This window comes from Streptomyces sp. NPDC053541 (assembly GCF_044544705.1).
Taxonomy (GTDB): Bacteria; Actinomycetota; Actinomycetes; order Streptomycetales; family Streptomycetaceae; genus Streptomyces.
Window position 1 is genome coordinate 256,478 of the sequence record NZ_JBITXM010000005.1, and the last position, 21,847, is coordinate 278,324.

Below are 21,847 nucleotides of genomic sequence, written 5' to 3' on the forward strand. Positions count from 1 at the left end.
CCCGACAATACCGCTCTCACCTGGGCAAACGTTCCCTTTGAGAGTCCATAGCAATGCCTTGTGGACGGCCTGCTGGTGCCGCGCGGCGCGGCCCGGCACACTGGGGGCAGGCAGCCTGCGCGAAGGGGGCGGAGCACCATGTCCGAGGCGGAGTCGGAGCCCGAGTTCACGGCCACCGGGGTGCGCATCGACCGATGGCCCCGCTCGCTGACCCGCGCCGGCGAGGTGCGGATCGAGGACGGGCGCCTGTCGCTGCTGACGAGTTACGGCAGCGAGATCGACAGCGCGCCGCTCGGTACGGTCCGGGCCGGCCGCCCCTGGTTCGCCAAGGACGACGAGGCGGTGGCGACGGTCAACGGCACGCGCTACCGGCTCTCGGGCTCCGGGCGGCTCCTGGAGGCCCTGAAGAAGGCCACCGAACACCGCTGACCTCCGCCCGCCGGTCACCCCCGCTGAGCTGCGGCGGATCGCCGCGAGTTGCGGCCCGGTCACGGCTGGTTCACGCTGGAACCACCTCACCGAGGGTTGACCGGCGGTGACGCTGAGATCCAGTCCACCGCCTGCTACACCGCATGACAGATCCGAATCTCCGTGTTCTTCCGGACCTACTTCGGGGAGTCGCAGCCGTGATCAGCGAGCCCAGCAGGTACTGCACGGTGGAGCTTCAGGCCCTGCCGGCGCGGATCGGTCAGGTCCGCAGAATCGTGACGGCGCAGCTGCGCCACTGGCATCTCGATTCCCTGATCGATCTCGCCGCGCTCGGCGTGACCGAGCTCCTCACCAACGTCCACCGTCACGCGCGGCCCGACAAGACGTGCACCGTCGAGTTGGCGCTGCTGCTCGACCGCCTCACCGTCTCCGTCCGCGACAACGATCCGCGGATGCCCGACGTCGCCGAACCGGGCGCCTCCGGGGAGGAGTTCGCGACCTCCGGCCGCGGCCTCGCCATCATCGAGGCGATGAGCGAGAGCTGGGGCGCGCGCCCGGACGGCGACACCGGCAAGTGCGTCTGGTTCACCCTCCAGGCGCCGTCCTCCCCGGTCGCCGGCCTCCCGCGGCTGCACGCCGTCCACGGCGCCACCACCGACGGCCCGCTGGCGGGCGTTCCGCTCGACGTGCCGGGCCTGGTGGAGTCGGCGGCCCGCTAGGGTCGGTCCGGGGGATCCGCGTCGGGCGGGGCCCTGACCGCCGCTCCCCCGCCGTGCCGCGCGGCACCTCTGCCCCGCGGCACCCGCACGATCCGCGGCTCACTCAGCGGCTCACTCCGTGGCGATCGCCCGGAGCACGTAGAGCCGGGCCGCCCGGCGGGCCGGCCGCCAGGCCGCGACCACACCGGCGGCGAGCCCGACGAGGGCGACCAGCGCGAGCCGCCCGGGCGGCAGCGCGAAGCTGAACGCTCCGTCCGAGGCGCCGTCGGAGGCGTGCACCAGGACCCAGCCGAGGAAGCCGCCGAGCAGCAGCCCGCCGGCCGTGCCGAAGGCGGCGACCAGGACGGACTCCCAGCGGACCATGGCCCGCAGCTGGGCCCGGGTCTGGCCGACCGCGCGCAGCAGGCCGAGTTCACGGGTGCGCTCGTGGACCGCGAGCGTCAGCGTGTTGGCGATGCCCAGCAGGGCGATCAGGACGGCGAGCGCGAGCAGCGCGTAGACCAGGGTGAGCATCATGTCGACGCCGGCCGCCGAGGACCCGGCGTACTCCTCCCGGGTCTGCACCTCGGGGTTGCCGTAGTCCTCGGCGACCCGCTGCACCGCGGTCTCGCCGGCACCGGTGGAGACCCCGTCCCGGAACGCCACGGCGACCAGCCGGTCCGCGTCCTGACCCCGGTGCGGGGCCCAGGCCTGACGGGTGAGCAGATAGTCGCCGGCCAGGTCGGCGCGCTCGTACACGGCCCGTACGGTGAAGGTCCCCCGGGTGCCGTCGGTGAAGGCCAGCTCGGCGGTGCGGCCGGGCGCGAGTCCGTACCGCACGGCCTCGTCCTCGGCCACCGCGATCCCGTCCGCGCCGAGCCCGGTCAGCGAACCCCGCACGGCCCCGAGGTCCAGCACCCGGGAGAGCGCCGCCGGGTCGGTGACCGTCAGGGCCCGGCCGCGCCCGTCGACCTCGGCGACGCCCCGGCCCAGGCCGACGGCCGTCTCGACCTCGGGCAGCGCGGCCACGGCGGGCGCGAGCCGGGGGCTGAGGCCGCTGCCGCCCGCGCCGAAGGACGGCGTGCTCACGGCCACGTCGCCCGCGAAGGAGCGGGACACGGTGTCGTCCATGGTCGCCTTGAGGGACGCGCCGAACACGGTGAAGAGGGAGACGACGGCCACGCCGATCATCAGGGCGGTGGCGGTCGCGGCGGTACGGCGGGGGCTGCGCAGCGCGTTGCGGCGGGCGAGGCCGCGGTTGGTGCCGCGCAGCGGGCCGCCCAGGACCCGTACCGCGGTCGAGGCGGCCACCGGCCCGAGGACCACGAACGCGGCGAGCGCGAGCACCGCGCCCGTGCCGGCGAGCCACAGCGACGGCACGGCGAGGACGCCGGTGAGCACCAGGCCGACGGCGAGCAGCAGCAGCCCGGCGCCGAGCGCGGTGCGACGGCGCGAGGCGGCGGAGGCGTCCACGGCGGTCTCGCGGAGCGCGGCGAGCGGGGCGGTGCGCCCGGCCCGCACGGCGGGCAGCAGGGCAGAGCCGACGCAGACGGCGAGCCCGACGCCGAAGGGCAGCAGCAGGGACACCGGGTCGATCACCAGGGCTCCGTCCGGGAAGGGGAAGCCGACCGCCGGGAAGAGGGCCCGGAGGCCGGCCGCGACGCCGACGCCGCCGAGCAGTCCGGCCGCGGAGGCGAGCACGGCGACGGCGACCGCCTCGGCCACGGTCATGCCGACGACCTGGCGGCGCTCGGCGCCCAGCGCGCGCAGCAGCGCGTTCTCGCGGGTGCGCTGGGCGACGACGATGGCGAAGGTGTTGTGGATGGAGAAGACGGAGACCAGCAGGGCGATGCCGCTGAAGACCAGGAGCAGGGTGGTGAAGAGGCCGAGGAAGCGGCCGGATACCGAGGCGTTGCTCTCGTCGGTGGCCGTCTGTCCGGTGATGGCCTCGACGTCCTCGGGGAGCACCGGGGCGAGCGCCTTCACCAGCTCCTCCTGGGAGGTGCCGGGGCCGGCCCGGACGAGGATGTCGGTGGCCTGTCCGGGCTTGGCGGCGAGGTACTTCTCGGCGTCGGCCGGGGTCAGTCCGGTGTAGGTGACCTGGCCCATGCCGTCCGCGCCGCCGAAGGTGGCGAGGCCGACGACGGTGACGCGGACCGGGTCGGGGGTGCGCAGGACGGTGGTGGAGCCGAGGGTGAGGCCGCCGGCCTCGGCGGCGCCGCGGTTGACGACGACCTCGCCGGACTTCTGCGGGGCGCGGCCCTCGGCGAGGGCGTACGGGTTGAGTTCGGGATCGGCGATCCAGGTGCCGGCCAGGGTGGGCGGGCCCTGGCCGCCGACCGGCTTCCCGTTCGCGCCGACCAGCTGGCCGGCGCCCTCGACGCGCGGGACGGCCGCGGCGACGCCGGGTACCTGGGCGATCCGGGCGGCGAGGGTGGCGTCGACGGGGCCGCGGGTGCCCTGGCTCTCGCCGGCCGCGGTCACCACCTCGGCGCTGCGGACGACGGCGTCGGTGCCGCGGTTGGCGTCGGTGAAGAGGGTGTCGAAGCCGGCGCGCAGGGTGTCGCCCATGACCAGGGTGCCGGTGAGGAAGGCGACGCCGAGCAGGACGGCGGCGAAGGTGCCGAGGAAGCGGCGCCGGTGGGTGCGCAGCGCTGCGAGGCCGAGTCGCAGGGCGGTGCGGGTGGTGGGGGCGGCGGGGCGCCCGGTGGCGGTCATGTGCGTGCTCCTCTCCGGGCGGTGGCGGCGGTGGCGGCGTCCGCGGGGCGGCCGTCGAGGGGCTTCGTGTCGAGGGACTTCATGCGGTCGAGGACCCGTTCGGCGGTCGGTGCCGCCATCCGGTCGACCAGACGTCCGTCGGCGAGGAAGACCACCTCGTCGGCGTGGGCGGCGGCGACCGGGTCGTGGGTGACCATGACGACGGTGCGGCCGGTGCCGCGCACGGTGTCGGCGAGGAGGCGCAGCACCTCCTCGCCGGAGCGGGAGTCGAGGTTGCCGGTGGGTTCGTCGGCGAAGACCACGTCGGGGGCACCGGCGAAGGCCCGGGCGACGGCGACCCGTTGCTGCTGGCCGCCGGAGAGCTCGCTCGGGCGGTGGTGCAGCCGGTCGCGCAGGCCGACGGTGTCGATCAGGGCGTCGAGCCGGGTCCGGTCGGGCGCGATCCCGGCGAGGTCCAGGGGCAGGGTGATGTTCTCCGCGACGGTCAGCGTGGGCAGCAGGTTGAAGGCCTGGAAGACGAAGCCGATCCGTTCGCGGCGCAGCAGGGTGAGCCCGCGGTCGTCGAGGGCGGACAGGTCGGTGTCGCCGATGAGGGCGGAGCCGGAGGTGAGGGTGTCGAGTCCGGCGGCGCAGTGCATCAGGGTCGACTTGCCGGAGCCCGAGGGGCCCATGATCGCGGTGAAGCGGCCGGCCGGGAAGCCGACGGTCACCCCGTCCAGGGCCCGGACCTCGGTGTCGCCGGCGCCGTAGACCTTCACGGCGTCCACGACGCGCGCGGCGGCGGTGCGGGCGGGTGCGGTGGTCATCGGCGGCGCCCCTTCTCCTCGGTGGTGCGGCCGAACTGCTCCTCCAGGACGGTCAGCCGCCGCCAGTACTCGTCCTCGTCGATCTCGCCGGCGGCGAAGCGGTGGCCGAGCAGCGCGATCGGCGAGTGCTCGTCGACCCGGGAGGCACTGGGGCCGGCGAAGCCGCCGAAACCGCCCGGACCGCGCCGGCTACGGCCGCCGAAGCGGCGCACCAGGGTGATCGCGGTGACGATCACGGCCGCCCAGACGAGCGGGAAGAAGAGGATCCACGGGCCGGGGCCCGCGTGGGCGAGGGTGTTCATCGTCGGTCAGCTCCTCGTGCGTCCTTCTCGATGCCTTCGGTGATGCTTCGAGACTCGCTCCGCGAGGGCCCCCGGGTCGTCGTACGGCCAGCGGCTTCGGGCGTACGCCGGCGGGAGTAGGCGCGGTCCGGGAGGCTGCTCCTCGGCCCCGTACCTGCGGAGATGCACTCTGTACCTACTGGTATGTACAGTGAGCGGCATGAGCGCGAACGCGTCCGAGCGTCTGATCGAGGCCGCCCGCGAGCTGCTGTGGGAGCGGGGTTACGTCGGCACCAGCCCGAAGGCGATCCAGCAGGCCGCCGGGGCGGGCCAGGGCAGCATGTACCACCACTTCGACGGCAAGCGGGAGCTGGCGCTCGCCGCGATCCGGCGCAGCGCGGCCGAGCTGCGCGCCGCGGCCGAGCGGGTGCTCGGCGCCGAGGGCACGGCGTACGCCCGGATCGAGGCGTATCTGCTGCGCGAGCGGGACGTGCTGCGCGGCTGCCCGGTCGGGCGGCTCACGATGGACCCCGAGGTGGTGGCGGACGAGGAGCTGCGCGCGCCGGTCGACGAGACGCTCGACTGGCTGCGCGGCCGGCTCGCCGGGATCGTCCAGGAGGGCCTGGACGCCGGGGAGTTCCCCGCCGCGCCGGAACCGGCCGAGCTCGCCGCCACGGTCGTCGCGACCGTCCAGGGCGGCTACGTCCTCGCCCGGGCCACCGGCTCCCCGGCCGCCTTCGACACGGCGGTCCGCGGACTGCTCGCGCTGCTCGCGCCCCGTACCGCCCGCTGACCACGATGTGAGGAGCACGGACCGTGCACGCCCTGCAGTACGAGATCACCCTGCCCGCGGACTACGACATGGAGATCATCCGCAAGCGGGTCGCGACCCGCGGGCACCTGCTCGACGCCTTCCCCGGCCTCGGCCTGAAGGCCTATCTGATGCGCGAGCGGGCGGACGGCTCGCCCGTGAACCAGTACGCGCCCTTCTATCTGTGGGCCGAGCCGGCCGGCATGAACGCCTTCCTGTGGGGACCCGGATTCCAGGGCATCGTCGAGGACTTCGGCCGGCCGGTGGTCCAGCACTGGACGACGCTGGCGTACGACGAGGGCCCGGCGACCGCGGAGGTGCCGCGCGCCGCGACGCGCCGCCGCAAGGCGATCCCGGACCGCCTCACCCCGGCGGAGGCGGTCGAGCGCGCGCTGGAACGGCACGCCGCCGAGGTCCGGGCCGACGGCGTGGTGGCGCGTGCCGTCGCGGTGGATCCGCGCCACTGGGAGCTGCTCACCTTCACCCTGTGGGCCGACGGCGCCGCCGTGGAGCCGAACGCGGACCGCTTCCAGGTGCTGCACCTGTCGGCCCCGGGCCGGTCCGCGATCCGGCCCGGCCGCACCTGGTAGCCGGCCCGGGGCTCAGCGGCGCACGTGCGCGGCGACGGTCCGGGCGCAGTCCAGCGCCTCGGCGCGGGTGGTGTCCACCTCCAGGTCGTACGTGACGCCCCGGTGGACCAGTTCGGCCTGCTGGGCCGCCATGCCGCCGGTCCGGTCGCCGCGCGCGATCTCGCGGGCGGCGGCCACCTCGGGGGCGCAGCGGACCCCCACCCACAGCACGTCGAGCCCGGCGGTCGCCGCGCGCCAGCGCCCCTGGGAGGCGGCGCCGCCGAGGAAGACGTCGTCGACGAGGATCCGGGCACCGGCGCGGGCCATCGCCACGATGCCCTCGGTCCAGGCGGCCTCCAGGGCACGGAACTCGGGCCCGACCCGAACCGAGCCGTCGGCGTCGAACTCGATGCCGCCGGGCGTGCCTTCGAGCCGGGCGGGCAGGGCGTCGACGAAGTCGTCCACGCCGAAGGCGAGCCAGGGTTCGGGCAGCACGGACTGGAGGCAGCGGACCATGCCGGTCTTGCCGGAGCTGGAGCCGCCGTTGAGGATGATCATCCGGGTGGTCACGCGGTCACCCTAGGGGGTTCCCCGGAACCGCCCCAGTGGTTTTCGGGCGGGCCACCGGGGGCCTCAGCCGCCCGGGACCGGGGTCCCTCGCGGGACCGGGCGGGCCGCCGGGGGCCGCCGAAGGGGCACAGCAGCCCGGGACCAGGGTGCCTCGGGGTCGATCCCCAATGGTTTTCGGGTGGCCGCCGAAGGGGCTCAGCCGACCCGCACCAGGGTCCCTCGGGGGCCCAGCCCCAGTGGCTTTCGGCCGGGCCGCCGGGAGCCTCAGCCGACCGGAACCAGGGTGAGGTAGGCGATGCCGAGGAGGCCGCGGTAGCCGAGCCACTGCCCGCGCTGCCGGTCGACCTTCGCCCGGGTCTCGGCGGCGAGCGGGTGCTCGGGGTGAGCGGCGAGCCAGAGTTCGGCGGCGTGCCGGTAGCCGGACTCGAAGGCCTCCCACTCCTCCCGGCTCGCGGTCTCGATCCACGCCGGCCGGAAGCCCGCCTCGATGACGAGGTCCACGAGGACGTCGAGGGTGGGGTGGTCGTCGGCGCGGGCGCCGGGCCACATGCGGGCGAGCTCGTCCTCCGTCGGGACGCGCTCCCAGAACCCCTCCCCGAGCAGGACCCGCCCCCCGGGCCGTACCAGCCGACGCAGTTCGCGCAGCACGGTCCCGAGGTCGTACCCACCCTCGGGATCGCACAGCGCCTGCCCCGACCCCAGGCAGAGCACGGCGTCGGCGGGCCCGCGGCTCGTGCGGTACCCGGACTCCTCGACGTACTCCACCCGCCCGGACAGACCACGCTCGGCGGCGAGCTGCCGCCCCAGGGCGAGGTCGTCGCCGTTGATGTCGATCCCGACCCCGGTGGCCCCGGGCACGGCGGCGACCAGACTCAGCAGCAACTCCCCCCACCCGCAACCGATGTCGAGAACCGTGCCGGGCGAGGCCGCGGCCAGCCGGCTGATCATGGCATCGGCACGTTCCTCGGACAGCGGCCCGTGAAAGGTGAGCCCGGAAGCGAGCGCCGGCGGCCCGTCGACGGGCTCGGCGGTGCGGCGGGTGGTGGTGGCGTCGGTGTCGGTCATGGGCCGCGACCCTAGCTGGCGCCGGGGGCGTCGCCCAAGGCATTAATGCCGCCCGCGACATTGACGGGGCGCGGCTTCGGACGCCTGAGACCCGGAGCCCGGCGGGACGCCGGCTAGCTCGCTTCCGCCGCGCCGCCCAGAGCCGTCAGGGGGTCGTCGAGGACCGGCTGCCAGGCGAGTTCGGCGGCGCCGACCAGGCTGTTGTGGTCGAGGGTGCACGGGAGGATCGGGACGCCGCCGCTGCGGCCCCAGAGGCTGCGGTCGGCGACGACGGCGCGCAGGCGGCTCGGGTCGGCGTCGAGGAGTTCGCGGTGGAGGCCGCCGAGGATGATGCGGTCGGGGTTGAGGATGTTGACGAGCCCCGCGAGGCCGAGGCCGAGGCGGTCGATCAACTCCCCGGTGGCGACCCGGACTCCGGGGTCGTCGGGGTGGTCGCGCAGGAGGTCGCGGGCCTGCTGGAGCAGGGAGACCTCGGGGCCGGGCTCGCGGCCCGCGGCGGTGAGGAAGGCCAGCGGGTCGGTCTCGACGTCGAGGCAGCCGCGCGAGCCGCAGTGGCAGGGGCGGCCCTCGGGGTTGACGGTGAGGTGGCCGACCTCCAGGGCGAGGCCCGAACTCCCGGTGTGCAGGCGCCCGTCGAGGACGAGGGCGCCGCCGACGCCGCGGTGGCCGGTGGCCACGCACAGCAGGTCCTTGGCGCCGCGGCCGGCGCCGTGCCGGTGCTCGGCGAGGGCGGCCAGGTTGACGTCGTTGCCGGTGAGGGCGGGGCCCTCGATGCCGGCGGCGCGGACCTGTTCGGCGAAGATCTCGCGCACCGGCGCGCCGGCCGGCCAGGCGAGGTGCAGCGGGTTGAGCGCGGTCCCCTCGGGCTCCGCGACGGCGGAGGGCGCCGCGAGTCCGGCGCCGACGCAGCGCCGTCCGCTGGCGCGGAGCATCGCGGCCCCGGCCTCGACGACGGCGCCGAGCACCTGGGCGGGGTCGGCGGAGACGGTCACGCAGCCGGGGACGGTGGCCTCGATGGTGCCGCCGAGGCCGACCAGGGCGGCCCGGAAGCCGTCGGCGTGCACCTGGGCGGCCAGCGCGACCGGGCCCTTCTCGTCGATGGTGAGCCGGTGCGAGGGCCGGCCCTGGGAGCCGGCGGCGGCGCCCGGGTTGGAGTCGACCCGGATCAGGCCGAGGGCCTCCAGCTCGGCGGCGACGGCGCCGGCGGTGGCGCGGGTGACACCGAGCTCGGCGGTGAGCACGGCACGCGTGGGCGCCCGGCCCGTGTGCACGAGTTCGAGCGCGGGTCCGAGCGCGCTGCGCCCCCTGTCCAGTCGTGTCCGGGTCGTCGTCGCCTTGCCGTTCATGGCCCCGAGTGTCCCATGATCGCCCGCCCCGGAACCGCCGCCGTCCCTCTTTGGCCGGCTCCGCACGCCCCGGGGGCGCCGCGGGGCCCCGGGCCGGGCGCGGAGCCGCGGGTTGAATCCGGGGGGCGGTCGCCCCTATCCTGAGTTTGTGCCGCTACTAAACAAAGTACGGACGGCCGTATCGGGGGGAACCCGCGGAGACACCGCCACCCTCCCCCTGACCCGCCTCCGCACCGCCCTCACCCTGTTCTTCGCCCTCGACGGATTCCTCTTCGCCGGCTGGGTGGTCCGCATCCCGGCCATCAAGCAGCAGACCGGCGCCTCCGCCGGCGACCTCGGGCTCGCCCTGCTCGGCGTGTCCGCGGGCGCCGTGGTCACCATGACGCTCACCGGGCGCCTGTGCCGGCGGTACGGCAGCCACCTCGTCACCGTGGTGACGGGCGCCCTGCTCTCCCTCTCGATCGCCCTGCCGCCGCTGACCCGCTCCCCGCTCGCCCTCGGCCTGGTCCTGCTGGTCTTCGGCGCCGCGTACGGCGGGATCAACGTGGCCATGAACAGCGCCGCCGTCGACCTGGTGGCCGCGCTGCGCCGCCCGGTGATGCCGAGCTTCCACGCCGCCTTCAGCCTCGGCGGCATGCTCGGCGCCGGACTCGGCGGACTGGTGGCCGGTTCCCTCTCCCCCACCGCCCATCTGCTCGGCCTCACGGTCGCCGGACTGCTCCTGACGGCCGCCGCCGGCCCCGTACTCCTGCGGCACCCCTCCCCCGCCCCGCCCGAGACGCTGCCCGCGCGCCCGCGGGCCGCGGGCGGTCCGGCCGGGGCCGTCGGGGCCGCCGGGGCCCGCCGGACCGTGGTCGTCTTCGGCGTGATCGCACTCTGCACGGCGTACGGGGAGGGCGCCCTCGCCGACTGGGGCGCCCTGCACCTGGCGCAGGACCTGTCCGCGCACCCGGGCACGGCGGCGGCCGGCTACTCGCTCTTCGCCCTCACCATGACCGCCGGCCGGCTCTCCGGCACCGCCCTGCTCGAACGCCTCGGACAGACCCGCACCCTGGTCGCGGGCGGGCTCACCGCCGCCGCCGGGATGCTGCTCGGCGCGCTCGCGCCGACCGTGTGGGCGGCCCTGCTCGGCTTCGCCGTGACCGGTCTGGGCCTGGCCAACATCTTCCCGGTGGCCGTGGCCCGCGCCGGCGCCCTCGCCGGGCCGAGCGGCGTGGCCACCGCGTCCACCCTCGGCTACGGCGGCATGCTGCTGGGACCGCCGACCATCGGCTTCCTCGCCGACTGGTTCTCGCTCCCGGTCGCCCTCACCACGGTCGCCGCGCTCGCGGCGGGCGCCGCCGTGATGGGCTGGGCGGCCCGGGACCGGCACCGGCACCACGACGGCGAGCAGGACCACGACCGGGGCCGCTCCCGGCGGGCGTCCGAGGCGGAGCCGGTGGCGCCGGTGGAGCCGGTGACGGCGGCCGGGCGGCCCGGCCGCACCGGAACCCACCGCTCGTCATAATCCACGGCATGGACACATTCAGCATCGACCGGCACATCGACGCGCTCGACGCGGCGGGCAAGGCGCTCCTGACGGCCGCCGCGGCGGCCGGGCCCGACGCCGAGGTCACCACCTGCCCCGGCTGGCGCGTACGGGACCTGCTGCGGCACACCACGACGGTGCACCGCTGGGCCACCGCCTTCGTCGTCGAGGGCCACACCTCCTACCACCCGGACGGTGGCGAGCCCGAGCTCGACGGCGACGCGCTCCTCGCGTACGTACAGGAGGGGCACGAGCGCCTGGTGAGCGCGCTGCGCTCGGCCCCGGCCGACCTGGAGTGCTGGACCTTCCTGCCCGCGCCGTCGCCGCTCGCCTTCTGGGCGCGCCGCCAGGCCCACGAGACCACCGTGCACCGGGCGGACGCCGAGTCGGCGCTCCCGGGCGGGCCCGGCCCGGTGGACCCGGGGCTCGCGGCCGACGGCGTGGACGAGCTGCTGCGCGGCATGCACGCCCGGGAGAAGAGCCGGGTGCGCACGGAGCGGCCCGCACTGCTGCGGGTCCGGGCCACGGACACCGGTGACGTCTGGGACGTGCGCCTGTCCCCTGACGCCCCTCGCACCGAGCGGAACGCGCCCGGCGCCGGCCCCGCCGACTGCGAACTGAGCGCCCCCGCCGACCGCCTCTACCTGACGCTGTGGAACCGGCTGCCGCTCGACGCGGTCGAGACGGCCGGTGACCCGGCGCTCGCCCGGCTGTGGCGGGAGACCTCGGCGATCACCTGGTCGTAGCGCCTCACCCGAGCCAGCCGGGGCGGACCAGGCCCGACTCGTAGGCCAGGACGACGAGTTGGGCCCGGTCGCGGGCGCCGAGCTTCACCATGGTGCGGCTCACGTGGGTCTTGGCGGTCAGCGGGCTGACGACGAGCCGGCGGGCGATCTCCTCGTTGGACAGACCGAGGCCGACCAGGGCCATCACCTCCCGCTCCCGCTCGGTGAGTTCACCGAGGCCGACGGTCCCGGCCGGGGCCTTGGAACGGGCCGCGAACTCCTCGATCAGCCGGCGGGTCACCCCGGGGGAGAGCAGCGCGTCGCCCTCCGTCACCGCCCGCACGGCGCGCACCAGTTCCTCGGGCTCGGTGTCCTTGACCAGGAAGCCCGAGGCACCGGAGCGGATCGCCTCGAAGACGTACTCGTCGAGTTCGAAGGTGGTCAGCATGACCACCTTCACCGCGCGCAGTTCCGGGTCGCCGGTGATCTCGCGGGTGGCGGCGAGCCCGTCGAGCCGGGGCATCCGGATGTCCATGAGGACGACGTCGGGGCGCAGCGCCCGCACCCGGTCCACGGCCTCCGCGCCGTCGGCGGCCTCGCCGGCCACCTCGATGTCCGGCTGGGCGGCCAGCAGGGCGTGGAACCCGGCCCGTACGAGGGACTGGTCGTCGGCGAGCAGCACCCGGATCACCGGCGCGGCCGGGGTCTCCGGGACTCCGGGGGTTCCTGCCGGTCCTGGGGTGCCGGGGATTGCGGAGGTTCCTGCCGGTCCTGGGATTCCGGGGGTTCCCGCTGGTCCGGGGGTGCCGGGCGTCGCCGGTGTCTCGGGGCTCACGGGGTCGGCTCCTCGGGGCGGACGGGGAGGCTGGCGTGCACCCGGAAGCCGCCGTCAGGCCGGGTGCCCGCCTCGATGGTGCCACCGAGCGCGGCGGCCCGCTCCCGCATTCCGGCGAGTCCGTTGCCGCTGCCGCCGGCGTCGCCGCCGGTGGCCGGGCCGGCGTCGTCCACGCTCAGCTCCAGGGTGTCGGGGCGGTAGCCGAGGACGACGGTGGCGGTGCGCGAGCCGGAGTGGCGGACCACGTTGGTGAGCGCCTCCTGGACGATCCGGAACGCGGCCAGCTCCGTCCCCGGCGGAAGCCGTCTCGGCCGCCCCTCGGTCTCGGTGCGTACGGTGAGGCCGGCCGCGGCGGCCTGCTCCACCAGCTCCGGGAGGCGGTCGAGGCCGGGCGCGGGGGTGCGGGGCGCGGCGCCGGGGGCGCGCAGGGTGTCGAGCACCTGGCGCACCTCGCCGAGGGCCTCCTTGCTGGCGGCCTTGATGGTGGTGAGCGCGGTGCGGGCCTGGGCCGGGTCGGAGTCGAGCAGGGCGAGGCCGACGCCGGCCTGGACGTTGATCACGGAGAGGGAGTGGGCGAGGACGTCGTGCAGCTCGCGGGCGATCCGCAGGCGCTCCTCGTCGGCCCGGCGGTGCTCGGCCGCGGCCCGCTCGGCCCGCTCCCTGGCCCACTGCTCGCGCCGGGTCCGGGCGAGTTCGGAGGCGGCGAGGATCGCCACGACGAAGGCGGCGATGGGGAGTTCCTGTCCCCAGGGGGCCGGGCCGTCACCGGCGGGCGGCAGATACCGGTAGAGCCAGTGCGCGAGGAGCAGGTGCCCGGCCCAGAGCAGCCCGAGCGCCCACCGGGCGGCGCGGCGGCGGCCCTGCACGACGGCGGCGAAGCAGGCCACCGCGACCGGGACGAAGACCGGCCCGTAGGGGTAGCCGGCCGCCAGATAGCCGAGGGTCACCGCGGCCACGCCGAACACCACGGGCACGGGCCGCCGGTGGCGGAGCAGCAGCGGCAGCACGGCGAGCACGAGCAGGGTCCGGCCGAGCCCGTCGAGCGCGACCCGTTCGGGCTGCTCGCGCGCGGCGAACCCCGAGCCGACGAGGACGAAGACCCCGACGGCGAGCGTGGACCGCCAGGGCAGGCCGTGCCCGTCCCAGCCCGCCCGGCCGTACGTGTGCGCCCAGCCGGGCCCGTGCGGTCGGCCCGGCCTTCCAGGCCGTCCGGGCCGTCCGGGCCGGGAGTCGCCGGGCCAGGTCCCGCCGGGGCGGGGGCCGCGCCCTGCGGGCGCCTCCTTACCCGTCGCGCCGCCCGTCCCGCTGCTCGGCTGTTCGTCCATGCCGCCACGCTAGACGCGCCGGGCCCGCGCCGGCGTCCGCCGGGCGGGGTGGTCACCCGTACTCCCGGGGGAGTACGGGTGCGGGGCTCACGGCTTGCGGAGCAGGCCCACGTCGCGGCCGAGGCGTTCCGCCGCCGCGGCGAAGAAGGGTTCGCGGGCCTCGACGATGTTGTCGAACTGCCCGAAGACCTCGAAGGAGACCAGGCCGAAGAGCTGGGACCAGCCGGCGACGAGCGCGGCGGCGAGGGCCGGCGGGAGGTCCGGGGCCAGGTCGGCGGCGAGGCTCTCGGCCTCGGCGCGCAGCGGCTCCGGGAGCGGCGGCGGCGCGACGCCCCGGTCCCGGAAGGCGGCACGGACGAGGTCGACCAGGACCAGGCCGACCCGGGAGGCGGGGCCGATGGTGTCCTTCGGGGCGGCGTAGCCGGGGACCGGGGAACCGTAGATCAGGGCGTACTCGTGCGGGTGCTCCACGGCCCAGGCGCGGACGGCGCGACAGACGGCGGTCCAGTGGGCGAGGTGGTCGCCTGGGGCGGCGGCCCGGGCGGTGTCGCGGGCCCGTTCGGCGGCGGCGCCGACGGAGTCGTAGGCGTCGATGATCAGCGCGGTGAGCAGCTCGTCGCGGCTCGGGAAGTAGCGGTAGAGCGCGGAGGAGACCATGCCGAGCTCGCGGGCGACGGCGCGCAGCGAGAGCTTGGCGGCACCCTCGGCGGCCAGCTGCCGTCTGGCCTCGTCCTTGATGGCGGCGGTGATCTCGATCCGGGCGCGGGCGCGGACTCCTCGAACGGTGGTCATGGAGAGCAGTGTGCCATGAATCGGAGCACCGCACTGAAAAGAGAGCGCCGAGATAAAACGAGAGCATCGCTCTTGCTCGGGAGCACCGACCCGTGCACACTGATGTCAAGCGAGAGCACCGCTCACACTTCGGATCGGCGCTCACGACCCGGTCCCGTACGTCCCCGCCCGCCCCACCGGCCAGCCAGGAGGCTCCGATGTCCGCCGACACCACCCACGTCATGAAGCCCGGCTGGTTCACCGTCCGCGTCATGAACCCCTTCGTCGCCTGGCTCACCCGGCGCGGCATCAGCGTCTGGGGCTCCCGGGTGCTGGCCGTCCGCGGCCGCAAGAGCGGCGAGTGGCGCCGCACCCCGGTCAACCTGCTGACGGTCGACGGCGCCCAGTACCTCGTGGCCCCGCGCGGGCACGTCCAGTGGACCCACAACATGCGCGCGGCCGGCGGCGGCGAGCTGCACCTCGGCCGGCACGCGCAGCCCTTCACCGCCGTCGAGATCGGCGACGACGAGAAGCCGGCGCTGCTGCGCGCCTACCTCAAGCGCTGGAAGGCCGAGGTCGGGGTGTTCTTCCAGGGCGTCGGCCCGGACTCGACGGACGCGGAGCTGCGCGCCGTCGCGCCCCGGCACCCCGTCTTCCGGATCACCCCGGTCACCGGCGGCCCGGGGGCCGCGTCGGGCGCCTGAGCACCCTGCCGTACGAGAAGGGGCGGGGCCCGGCCACCCGGCCGGACCCCGCCCCCGAACTCCTCGCGCGGCGCTACGACGCGTCGCCCGCCGGCTCACCTGCCGGCTCGCCCGCGGGCGTGGCCGCCGGCTCGCCGCCCTTGGCCGGCGTCACGCCGCGCCCCGCCGGACCCACACCCACGGAGGTGTCGATCGAGCGGTCGAGCAGGTCGAGCGCGCGGCGCGCCAGTCCGTTGCCCCGGACCAGGCCCGCCAGCGTCGTCGCGCCGCGCGTGATGTCCGCGAAGGCCCGCCAGGCCGGGCGCAGACCGGTGATCGCCGCGTGCAGCAGCCCCGGGCGGCGCTCGAAGACCGCGAGCATCCGGCGGCCGACGGCCATCTCGACGCCCAGGCCGGCCTTGACCGCGAAGGCGTAGTTGAGCGCCTGCCGGCGCGCGTCCACGGCGTCGCCCGCCTCGGCGATCCGCACCGCCCACTCCCCCGCGAGGCGCCCGGAGCGCAGCGCGAAGGAGATGCCCTCGCGGGTCCACGGCTCCAGCAGACCCGCCGCGTCGCCGCAGACCAGGACCCGGCCGCGGGAGAGCGGCGAGTCGTCGGTGCGGCAGCGGGTCAGATGGCCGGAGGAGATCGCCGGCTCGAAGCCGGCGAGCCCCAGGCCCGCGATGAAGTCCTCCAGATAGCGCTTGGTGGCGGCGCCCTCGCCGCGCGCCGAGATGACGCCGACGGTGAGCGTGTCGCCCTTGGGGAACACCCAGCCGTAACTGCCCGGCAGCGGGCCCCAGTCGATGAGGACCCGGCCCTTCCAGTCCTCCGCGACCGAGGCCGGCACCGGGATCTCGGCCTCCAGGCCGAGGTCGACCTGGCCGAGCTTGACCCCGACGTGCGCCCCTATCCGGCTCGCGCTGCCGTCGGCGCCGACCACCGCGCGGGCGAGGACGGTCTCTCCGTCGGCGAGGACCACGGCGACCGTGCGCCGGTCGGGCACGGAGGGCCCGTGCTGCTCGACCCGGCTGACGGTCACGCCGGTGCGCAGCTCGGCGCCGGCCTTCTGGGCGTGCTCGACGAGGCGGGCGTCGAACTCGGGCCGGTTGATGAGCCCGAAGAGCATCTTCCGGGAGCGGCGGGTGCGGGCGAAGCGCCCGTCGAGCTGGAAGGTGACGGCGTGCACCCGGTCCTGCAGGGGCAGTTCGAAACCGGGCGGCAGCGCGTCGCGGGACGGGCCGATGATGCCGCCGCCGCAGGTCTTGTAGCGGGGCAGCTCGGCCTTCTCCAGGAGCAGGACCCGGCGGCCGGACACGGCCGCCGCGTAGGCCGCCGAGGCGCCGGCCGGGCCGGCGCCGACCACGACCACGTCCCAGACCTGCCGCTCCCCGCCCGGGCCCACCGGCTCCGGACCGGCCTCCGGTGTGCCCTCTGCCGCTCCGGCGTCTGCGTTCTCGCTGCTCACGATGTGCTTCTGCTCCTGATCCGACCCGTGGTTCCTGCTCTGCCCGCATCCTACGGCCCGGTAGCGAGGCCCGGCCGGGCCGCCCCGAGCCGTAGGATCGACCGTGCGTTCGCCGTACCACCGACACACGGCGCCGTCCCTACAACGTCGCACCCACCAGGAGCGTGCCCATGACCGCGAATCCGATCGCCGAGACCGTCGCATCCCTGATGCCCCGCGCCAAGGCGGAGCTCACGGAGCTGGTGGCCTTCCAGTCGGTCGCGGACGAGGCGGTCGCCCCGCGCAGCGAGTGCGAGGCCGCGGCGAACTGGGTGGCCGACGCGCTGCGCGCCGAGGACTTCCAGGACGTGGCGCTGCTGGACACTCCGGACGGTTCCCAGTCGGTGTACGGCGTGCTGCCCGGCCCGGCGGGCGCGCCGACCGTGCTGCTCTACGCGCACTACGACGTGCAGCCCATGCTGGTGGAGTCGGCGTGGCTGACCCCGCCCTTCGAGCTGACCGAGCGCGAGGACGGGCGCTGGTACGGGCGCGGCGCGGCGGACTGCAAGGGCGGCTTCATCATGCACCTGCTCGCGCTGCGCGCGCTGAAGGCGAACGGCGGCGTGCCGGTCACCGTCAAGATGATCGTCGAGGGCTCGGAGGAGCAGGGCACCGGCGGCCTGGAGCGGTACGCGGAGGCGCACCCCGAGCTGCTGGCGGCGGACACGATCGTGATCGGCGACGCCGGCAACTTCCGGGTCGGGCTGCCGACGGTGACGGCGACCCTGCGCGGCATGACGATGGTGCGGGTCACCGTCGACACGCTGCAGGGCAATCTGCACTCGGGCCAGTTCGGCGGTGCCGCGCCGGACGCGCTGGCGGCGCTCATCCGGATCCTGGACTCGCTGCGCGCCGAGGACGGTTCCACGGTGATCGACGGGCTGCCGGCGGACGCCTCGTGGGAGGGCCTGCAGTACCCGGAGGAGGACTTCCGCAAGGACGCGAAGGTGCTCGACGGCGTGGACCTGCCGGGCAACGGCACCGTGGCCGACCGGATCTGGGCCCGCCCGGCCGTGACCGTCATCGGCATCGACGCCCACCCGGTGGCCGGCGCCACCCCGTCCATCCCGGCCGGTGCCCGCGCCCAGCTCAGCCTGCGGGTGCCGCCCGGCCAGGACGCGGTGAAGGCGACCGAGCTGCTGATCGCGCACATCGAGAACCACACTCCGTGGAACGCGCGGGTCTCCGTGGAGCAGGTCGGCCAGGGCCAGCCGTTCCAGGCGGACACCTCCAGCCCGGCGTACGCGTCGATGGCGGAGGCGATGCGGATCGCGTACCCCGGCCAGGAGATGCAGACGGCCGGCATGGGCGGCTCGATCCCGCTGTGCAACACGCTGGCCTCGCTCTACCCGGAGGCGGAGATCCTGCTGATCGGCCTGAGCGAGCCGGACGCGCAGATCCACGCGGTGAACGAGTCGGTGTCGCCGGACGAGTTGGAGCGCCTGTCGGTGGCCGAGGCGCACTTCCTGGTCAACTACGCGCGCTCCAAGGCGTAGTGGTCGTTCGGGAACGGCTTCCCCGGTCACGCTCTGGGCGGAACTCGCCCAGAGCGTAGTCCGGTCCGCGGGGCGGGGTGCCGGGCGTACGTTCGCGGCATGGACCTCGTGGACACCGCCGTGGAACTCGTGGAGATCGGCCCCCGCCTGCACATGCTCCGCTTCCCCGTCGGCCAGGCGTACGTCTGGCGGGACGGGGAGGACCTCACCCTGGTCGACGCCGGCTGGGCCGGTGCGGCGGACGGGATCGAGGCGGCCCTGCGGGGCGGCGGCCTCGATCCGGCCCGGATCCGCCGGATCGTGCTCACCCACGGCCACCGCGATCACGTGGGCGCGGCCGGGGAGTTGGCCGAGCGGCACGGCGCCGAGATCCTGGCGCACGCCCTCGACGCCCCGTACGTGCGGGGCGAACTCCCCGTCCCCGATCCCGATCTGCTGGACTGGGAGCGCCCGATCATGGCGCACGGGCTCACCACCCCGGAGGCGCCGCCGACCCGGGTGGACCGGGAGCTCGCCGACGGCGAGGCGCTCGACTTCGGCGACGGCGCGGTGGTGGTGCCCGCGCCCGGTCACACGCCCGGTTCGATCGGGGTGCATCTGCCGCGCCACGGCGTGCTGTTCGCCGGGGACACGGTGGCCTCGGTGCCGGACGTGATGTTCGGCGTGATGCACGTCGACCGGGCGGGCGCGCTCGCCTCGATGCGCCGGCTGGCGGCGCTGCGGCCCTCGGTGCTGTGCTGCGGCCACGGCGAGCCGGTGACGCGGGACACGGCGGCCCGCCTCGCGAAGGCGGCGGAACTGGCCCCGGCCGTACCGGTCTTCACCTCGGGGAACTGACGGGGGCCGGTTGGGCGTCCGTTCCGGTGGGACGAGGGGGAACAGGACGGTGGACATGATCGAGTCCAGCGACGAGGAGCGGGCGCGGCGGGTCCGCCGGGCCGGGATGGCCGGCGGGGTGATCGGGGCCGCGGTGGGCTGCGTGGTCATGGGCGTCGAGTCGGCGAACGCCGTTGCCGGGGGCTTCCCCTGGTGGTCGGTGGCGCCGTTCGCGGTCGCCGCCACCGTCGCCGGCGCATGGGGCGGGGCACGGCTCGGCCGTGAGCACCGGGTGCGCGCGGATTCCCTGGAGCCGGGCGAGACCGTGCTCAACGAGTACGGGGTGTGGCCCGCGCCCGCCCCGCCGCCGAGCCGCGCCAACCGGCCCGACGCGGCCCCGTGCCTCCTGCGCACGACCACCCGGCGGTTGCAGCTCTGGGAGGGCACCGGCCTGCTGTGGGAGCGGCCCTATGACCGCGTGGTCCTGGAGGCGGACGGCCCGGGGCTGCGGGTGCTGAGCGGGGGCGCGGTGCTCGCGGTCCTGGAGACCGCGGGGGACTCCGGGATGCCCGAGACGGTACGGCTGGTGGCGTCCCGGATCGCCGCCCGCGGGCACGGGCGGCGCTGACGGCCGGGTGGCCGCGCCCCGCCGGTCTCAGCCCACCGGGACGCCGGCCTCCAGGTTGAGGACGGTGCCGCGTTCGCGGGCCCGCAGGGCCCAGCGGAGGCGGGCGTAGCGGACCGGCGGGAGCAGGTCGGCGGCCTCGGTCTCGGTGACGAAGCGCCAGGCGCGGAGTTCGGCGCCGGGCAGCAGCAGGCGCCCGGCGTCGGCGGCGGGGAGCCGGCCGCCGTCGAAGAGCAGGCGCAGGCCGCCGTAGCCGGGCGGCTGGGGGCGTTCCCAGTCGACCAGGAGCAGCCGGGGCACGGTGTCGAGGTGCAGGCCGATCTCCTCGGCGACCTCGCGCATGCCGGCCCGGGCGGGTGCCTCGCCGGGTTCGACGACGCCGCCGGGGAACTCCCAGCCGGGCTTGTAGGTGGGGTCGACGAGCAGGACGCGGTCGTCCTCGTCGAAGAGGAGCACCCCGGCGGCCAGGGTCTCGCCGGTCGGTTCGGGGGTCTGGACGATGCCGCAGGGGGTGGCGCGGCCGCTGCGGACGGCGTCGGCGACGAGCCGGGCCGTCTCGGCGGCGGTGAGCACGGAGTTGTCGACCGGGTACGCGTCGGCCGCGAGCCAGCCGTCGAGGGCGGCGCGGTAGCGGTCGACCTGGCCGAGGCACCAGTGGCCCGCGCGGGCCGCCGCCTGGGCCGGGGTCTCGCCGGTGACCTTGGCGGTGGCGCTCGCCTCGGCGAGGTCGGCGGCGCCGACGAGGGCGGCGCGGCCCTCGATCCGGTTGCGCAGGATCGTTTCATCGGGAGTGAGGACGACATGGCGCACCTCGATCCGGCGGGCGGCGAGGCCGCCGAAGATCTCGTCCCGGTACTCCTGCCGCAGCAGGGTCATCGGCACCACGAGGCCCCCGCCCAGCTCGGCGAGCAGGGCGGCGGCGGTGTCCACCACGAGGCGGCGCCAGATCGGCAGGTCCTGGAAGTCGGAGACCTCGGCGAGGCGCTTGCGCGGGAGCATCCGGCGCAGCGCGCCACCGGTGGTCTCGGGGTCGTAGAGCGTGCTGTCCGGGATCAGCTCGACCAGTTCGCGCGCGGTGCTGGACTTCCCGGCGCCGAACGCCCCGTTGATCCAGATGATCACGATTCCCCCTCATCGTCGGCCCCAGGTGGCTTGCCCGCACCACCCTGCCACGGAAACCCCCGGGCGGCGGGGGCCCGGGGGCGCCGCCCCCGGTGAACCGTGGCACGCCCGCGCGCGGACCCTCGCGGGCCGCCGCACGGCCGGCCGCCGCCGGCACGGCGGGCGCGATGCCCGGCCACCCGATGCGCGCCCGGCCATCGCGCGGCACGGCTCGCCGGACCTCGCCGGACGCGCCGGTGGTACGGGACCGGGGGCGCGCCTCCGGGCCCACTCCGCGCCCGCGCACAGCCCGTGCGCCCCGCGTACGCCCCCGGGGGCCCGCCCCGCCGGCAACCGCCGCCGGCGCGCGCCGCACCCATGGGCCCGGTGCGCCCGGAGCCGTACCGCAACGGCGTCCGCGCGGGCATGCCCGTCCCGGGGCGGGCAGGGCTTCGCGGGGCCCGCGTGCGCCGGCGGTCGCCATCGCCCCTCTCCTCCGGACGAAGCGCCGCGCCGCAGCGCCCTACGAGGTGGTCCCCTCCCGACCCTCCGCCCCGCGCGGGGTCGGTACCACCCGGAGCCGTACCGCACCGGCGCCGCATCGCAACGGCGTCCGCGCGGGCATACCCGTCCCGGGGCGGGCAGGGCTTCGCGGGGCCCGCGTGCACCGGCGGTCGCCACCGCCCCTCTCCTCCGGACGAAGCGCCGCGCCGCAGCGCCCTCCAGGCCCCCGCCCCACACGGGCCCGGTACCACCCGGAGCCGTACCGCACCGGCGCGGGCCCGTGCACCGGCGGTCGCCACCCCCTCTCCTCCGGACGAAGCCGCCGCGCCGCAGCGCCCTCCAGGACCCCGCCCCAGGCGGGCCCGGCACCACCCGGAGCCGTACCGCACCGGCGCCGCATCGCGCCGGCTTCGGCGCGGGGGCCGTGCACGGGACGTCGATCTTCCCGGCCCCACCCCCGCCGCCCTCGGGCCGCAGGCCCGCACGGCGATGCCGTGGCGCCGAACGCAGTGGCGAGCGGGCCGAGTTCGGGTCGGACAGGGCGCCCGGCAGCGCGGGCAGGGGCCGCGCGGAACGGACCGACCGCGGTCGTCGGCGGCCAGGCCGGCAGCTGCCGGGGGGCGCGGCCCTCCGCGCCC

At 76.1% G+C, this 21,847-nt stretch carries 21 protein-coding genes; 10 read left to right on the forward strand and 11 right to left on the reverse strand.

The window, feature by feature from the left end; translation table 11 throughout:
- The first annotated feature begins 138 nt into the window (after window positions 1-138).
- Window positions 139-429, forward strand: a complete 291-nt coding sequence (locus tag ACIGW2_RS14930) for a hypothetical protein (RefSeq protein ID WP_391654937.1) — start codon at window positions 139-141, stop codon at window positions 427-429.
- Between the two features lie 197 nt (window positions 430-626).
- Entirely contained in the window at window positions 627-1,148 is a 522-nt protein-coding gene (locus ACIGW2_RS14935) for an ATP-binding protein (RefSeq protein ID WP_399843846.1), read from the forward strand.
- Between the two features lie 111 nt (window positions 1,149-1,259).
- Here the strand turns inward: ACIGW2_RS14935 and ACIGW2_RS14940 are convergent, their stop codons facing one another.
- Genes ACIGW2_RS14940 through ACIGW2_RS14950 form a run of 3 tightly spaced genes read right to left on the reverse strand, consistent with a single transcriptional unit; the run spans window position 1,260 to window position 4,953 of the window.
- Window positions 1,260-3,845, reverse strand: coding sequence for an FtsX-like permease family protein (locus ACIGW2_RS14940; protein ID WP_399843848.1), 2,586 nt, complete (start codon window positions 3,843-3,845; stop codon window positions 1,260-1,262).
- Window positions 3,842-4,651 carry an ABC transporter ATP-binding protein gene (locus ACIGW2_RS14945; protein WP_399843850.1) on the reverse strand — a complete coding sequence of 270 codons (810 nt, stop codon included), beginning with the start codon at window positions 4,649-4,651 and terminating at the stop codon, window positions 3,842-3,844. The genes ACIGW2_RS14940 and ACIGW2_RS14945 overlap by 4 nt, the downstream gene beginning before the upstream one ends.
- Complete coding sequence (locus ACIGW2_RS14950; RefSeq protein ID WP_391654934.1) at window positions 4,648-4,953, reverse strand: SHOCT domain-containing protein; 306 nt, start codon at window positions 4,951-4,953, stop codon at window positions 4,648-4,650. Before ACIGW2_RS14950 ends, ACIGW2_RS14945 begins: the two co-directional genes overlap by 4 nt.
- A 199-nt stretch (window positions 4,954-5,152) precedes the next feature.
- On the opposite strand from ACIGW2_RS14950, the gene ACIGW2_RS14955 reads away from it, so the two are divergent.
- The gene (locus ACIGW2_RS14955) at window positions 5,153-5,725 is read left to right on the forward strand and encodes a TetR/AcrR family transcriptional regulator (protein WP_399843853.1); all 573 of its coding nucleotides are present in this window, start codon (window positions 5,153-5,155) and stop codon (window positions 5,723-5,725) included.
- Between the two features lie 23 nt (window positions 5,726-5,748).
- Window positions 5,749-6,333 (forward strand): DUF4865 family protein, encoded by a 585-nt coding sequence (locus ACIGW2_RS14960; protein WP_399843855.1) that lies wholly within the window; start codon window positions 5,749-5,751, stop codon window positions 6,331-6,333.
- Between the two features lie 12 nt (window positions 6,334-6,345).
- On the opposite strand, the gene cpt is transcribed toward ACIGW2_RS14960, so the two are convergent.
- The 3 genes from cpt to ACIGW2_RS14975 form a co-directional block, all read right to left on the reverse strand.
- Complete coding sequence (gene cpt, locus ACIGW2_RS14965; RefSeq protein ID WP_391655121.1) at window positions 6,346-6,870, reverse strand: chloramphenicol phosphotransferase CPT; 525 nt, start codon at window positions 6,868-6,870, stop codon at window positions 6,346-6,348.
- A gap of 276 nt (window positions 6,871-7,146) precedes the next feature.
- On the reverse strand, window positions 7,147-7,947 hold the full coding sequence (locus ACIGW2_RS14970) for an SAM-dependent methyltransferase (RefSeq protein ID WP_399843857.1): 801 nt from the start codon (window positions 7,945-7,947) through the stop codon (window positions 7,147-7,149).
- Window positions 7,948-8,060: 113 nt separating this feature from the next.
- Complete coding sequence (locus ACIGW2_RS14975; protein ID WP_356064956.1) at window positions 8,061-9,293, reverse strand: ROK family protein; 1,233 nt, start codon at window positions 9,291-9,293, stop codon at window positions 8,061-8,063.
- Window positions 9,294-9,441: 148 nt separating this feature from the next.
- Here ACIGW2_RS14975 and ACIGW2_RS14980 point away from each other — a divergent pair, with 148 nt between their 5' ends.
- Both ACIGW2_RS14980 and ACIGW2_RS14985 read left to right on the forward strand, forming a co-directional pair.
- Window positions 9,442-10,800, forward strand: a complete 1,359-nt coding sequence (locus ACIGW2_RS14980) for an MFS transporter (RefSeq protein ID WP_399843859.1) — start codon at window positions 9,442-9,444, stop codon at window positions 10,798-10,800.
- 8 nt (window positions 10,801-10,808) lie between these two features.
- Window positions 10,809-11,567, forward strand: coding sequence for a maleylpyruvate isomerase family mycothiol-dependent enzyme (locus tag ACIGW2_RS14985; RefSeq protein WP_399843861.1), 759 nt, complete (start codon window positions 10,809-10,811; stop codon window positions 11,565-11,567).
- Window positions 11,568-11,571: 4 nt separating this feature from the next.
- Here the strand turns inward: ACIGW2_RS14985 and ACIGW2_RS14990 are convergent, their stop codons facing one another.
- The 3 genes from ACIGW2_RS14990 to ACIGW2_RS15000 form a co-directional block, all read right to left on the reverse strand.
- Entirely contained in the window at window positions 11,572-12,237 is a 666-nt protein-coding gene (locus ACIGW2_RS14990; protein WP_391655120.1) for a response regulator, read from the reverse strand.
- 140 nt (window positions 12,238-12,377) lie between these two features.
- Entirely contained in the window at window positions 12,378-13,706 is a 1,329-nt protein-coding gene (locus ACIGW2_RS14995; protein WP_399843863.1) for a sensor histidine kinase, read from the reverse strand.
- Window positions 13,707-13,793: 87 nt separating this feature from the next.
- On the reverse strand, window positions 13,794-14,498 hold the full coding sequence (locus tag ACIGW2_RS15000) for a TetR/AcrR family transcriptional regulator (protein WP_399843864.1): 705 nt from the start codon (window positions 14,496-14,498) through the stop codon (window positions 13,794-13,796).
- A 197-nt stretch (window positions 14,499-14,695) separates the two neighbouring features.
- Here ACIGW2_RS15000 and ACIGW2_RS15005 point away from each other — a divergent pair, with 197 nt between their 5' ends.
- Window positions 14,696-15,181 carry a nitroreductase family deazaflavin-dependent oxidoreductase gene (locus ACIGW2_RS15005; RefSeq protein WP_391654926.1) on the forward strand — a complete coding sequence of 162 codons (486 nt, stop codon included), beginning with the start codon at window positions 14,696-14,698 and terminating at the stop codon, window positions 15,179-15,181.
- A 73-nt stretch (window positions 15,182-15,254) separates the two neighbouring features.
- On the opposite strand, the gene ACIGW2_RS15010 is transcribed toward ACIGW2_RS15005, so the two are convergent.
- Complete coding sequence (locus ACIGW2_RS15010; protein ID WP_391654925.1) at window positions 15,255-16,628, reverse strand: geranylgeranyl reductase family protein; 1,374 nt, start codon at window positions 16,626-16,628, stop codon at window positions 15,255-15,257.
- 170 nt (window positions 16,629-16,798) lie between these two features.
- Here ACIGW2_RS15010 and ACIGW2_RS15015 point away from each other — a divergent pair, with 170 nt between their 5' ends.
- The 3 genes from ACIGW2_RS15015 (at window position 16,799) to ACIGW2_RS15025 (ending at window position 19,607) form a co-directional block, all read left to right on the forward strand.
- The gene (locus ACIGW2_RS15015) at window positions 16,799-18,163 is read left to right on the forward strand and encodes a dipeptidase (RefSeq protein WP_361582805.1); all 1,365 of its coding nucleotides are present in this window, start codon (window positions 16,799-16,801) and stop codon (window positions 18,161-18,163) included.
- Between the two features lie 99 nt (window positions 18,164-18,262).
- Window positions 18,263-19,000, forward strand: a complete 738-nt coding sequence (locus ACIGW2_RS15020) for an MBL fold metallo-hydrolase (RefSeq protein ID WP_399843867.1) — start codon at window positions 18,263-18,265, stop codon at window positions 18,998-19,000.
- A 55-nt stretch (window positions 19,001-19,055) separates the two neighbouring features.
- Window positions 19,056-19,607, forward strand: a complete 552-nt coding sequence (locus tag ACIGW2_RS15025; RefSeq protein ID WP_399843869.1) for a hypothetical protein — start codon at window positions 19,056-19,058, stop codon at window positions 19,605-19,607.
- A gap of 27 nt (window positions 19,608-19,634) precedes the next feature.
- Here the strand turns inward: ACIGW2_RS15025 and ACIGW2_RS15030 are convergent, their stop codons facing one another.
- The gene (locus ACIGW2_RS15030; RefSeq protein ID WP_399843871.1) at window positions 19,635-20,726 is read right to left on the reverse strand and encodes an NUDIX domain-containing protein; all 1,092 of its coding nucleotides are present in this window, start codon (window positions 20,724-20,726) and stop codon (window positions 19,635-19,637) included.
- Window positions 20,727-21,847: the final 1,121 nt, after the last annotated feature.

What these genes read in the sequence shown, in the direction of transcription:
- ACIGW2_RS14930 (WP_391654937.1), top strand. Translation starts at nt 139, where the DNA reads ATGTCCGAGGCGGAGTCGGAGCCCGAGTTCACGGCCACCGGGGTGCGC.
- ACIGW2_RS14940 (WP_399843848.1), bottom strand. Translation starts at nt 3,845, where the DNA reads ATGACCGCCACCGGGCGCCCCGCCGCCCCCACCACCCGCACCGCCCTG.
- ACIGW2_RS14945 (WP_399843850.1), bottom strand. Translation starts at nt 4,651, where the DNA reads ATGACCACCGCACCCGCCCGCACCGCCGCCGCGCGCGTCGTGGACGCC.
- ACIGW2_RS14950 (WP_391654934.1), bottom strand. Translation starts at nt 4,953, where the DNA reads ATGAACACCCTCGCCCACGCGGGCCCCGGCCCGTGGATCCTCTTCTTC.
- ACIGW2_RS14955 (WP_399843853.1), top strand. Translation starts at nt 5,153, where the DNA reads ATGAGCGCGAACGCGTCCGAGCGTCTGATCGAGGCCGCCCGCGAGCTG.
- cpt (WP_391655121.1), bottom strand. Translation starts at nt 6,870, where the DNA reads ATGATCATCCTCAACGGCGGCTCCAGCTCCGGCAAGACCGGCATGGTC.
- ACIGW2_RS14970 (WP_399843857.1), bottom strand. Translation starts at nt 7,947, where the DNA reads ATGACCGACACCGACGCCACCACCACCCGCCGCACCGCCGAGCCCGTC.
- ACIGW2_RS14975 (WP_356064956.1), bottom strand. Translation starts at nt 9,293, where the DNA reads ATGAACGGCAAGGCGACGACGACCCGGACACGACTGGACAGGGGGCGC.
- ACIGW2_RS14985 (WP_399843861.1), top strand. Translation starts at nt 10,809, where the DNA reads ATGGACACATTCAGCATCGACCGGCACATCGACGCGCTCGACGCGGCG.
- ACIGW2_RS14995 (WP_399843863.1), bottom strand. Translation starts at nt 13,706, where the DNA reads ATGGACGAACAGCCGAGCAGCGGGACGGGCGGCGCGACGGGTAAGGAG.
- ACIGW2_RS15000 (WP_399843864.1), bottom strand. Translation starts at nt 14,498, where the DNA reads ATGACCACCGTTCGAGGAGTCCGCGCCCGCGCCCGGATCGAGATCACC.
- ACIGW2_RS15005 (WP_391654926.1), top strand. Translation starts at nt 14,696, where the DNA reads ATGTCCGCCGACACCACCCACGTCATGAAGCCCGGCTGGTTCACCGTC.
- ACIGW2_RS15015 (WP_361582805.1), top strand. Translation starts at nt 16,799, where the DNA reads ATGACCGCGAATCCGATCGCCGAGACCGTCGCATCCCTGATGCCCCGC.
- ACIGW2_RS15020 (WP_399843867.1), top strand. Translation starts at nt 18,263, where the DNA reads ATGGACCTCGTGGACACCGCCGTGGAACTCGTGGAGATCGGCCCCCGC.
- ACIGW2_RS15025 (WP_399843869.1), top strand. Translation starts at nt 19,056, where the DNA reads ATGATCGAGTCCAGCGACGAGGAGCGGGCGCGGCGGGTCCGCCGGGCC.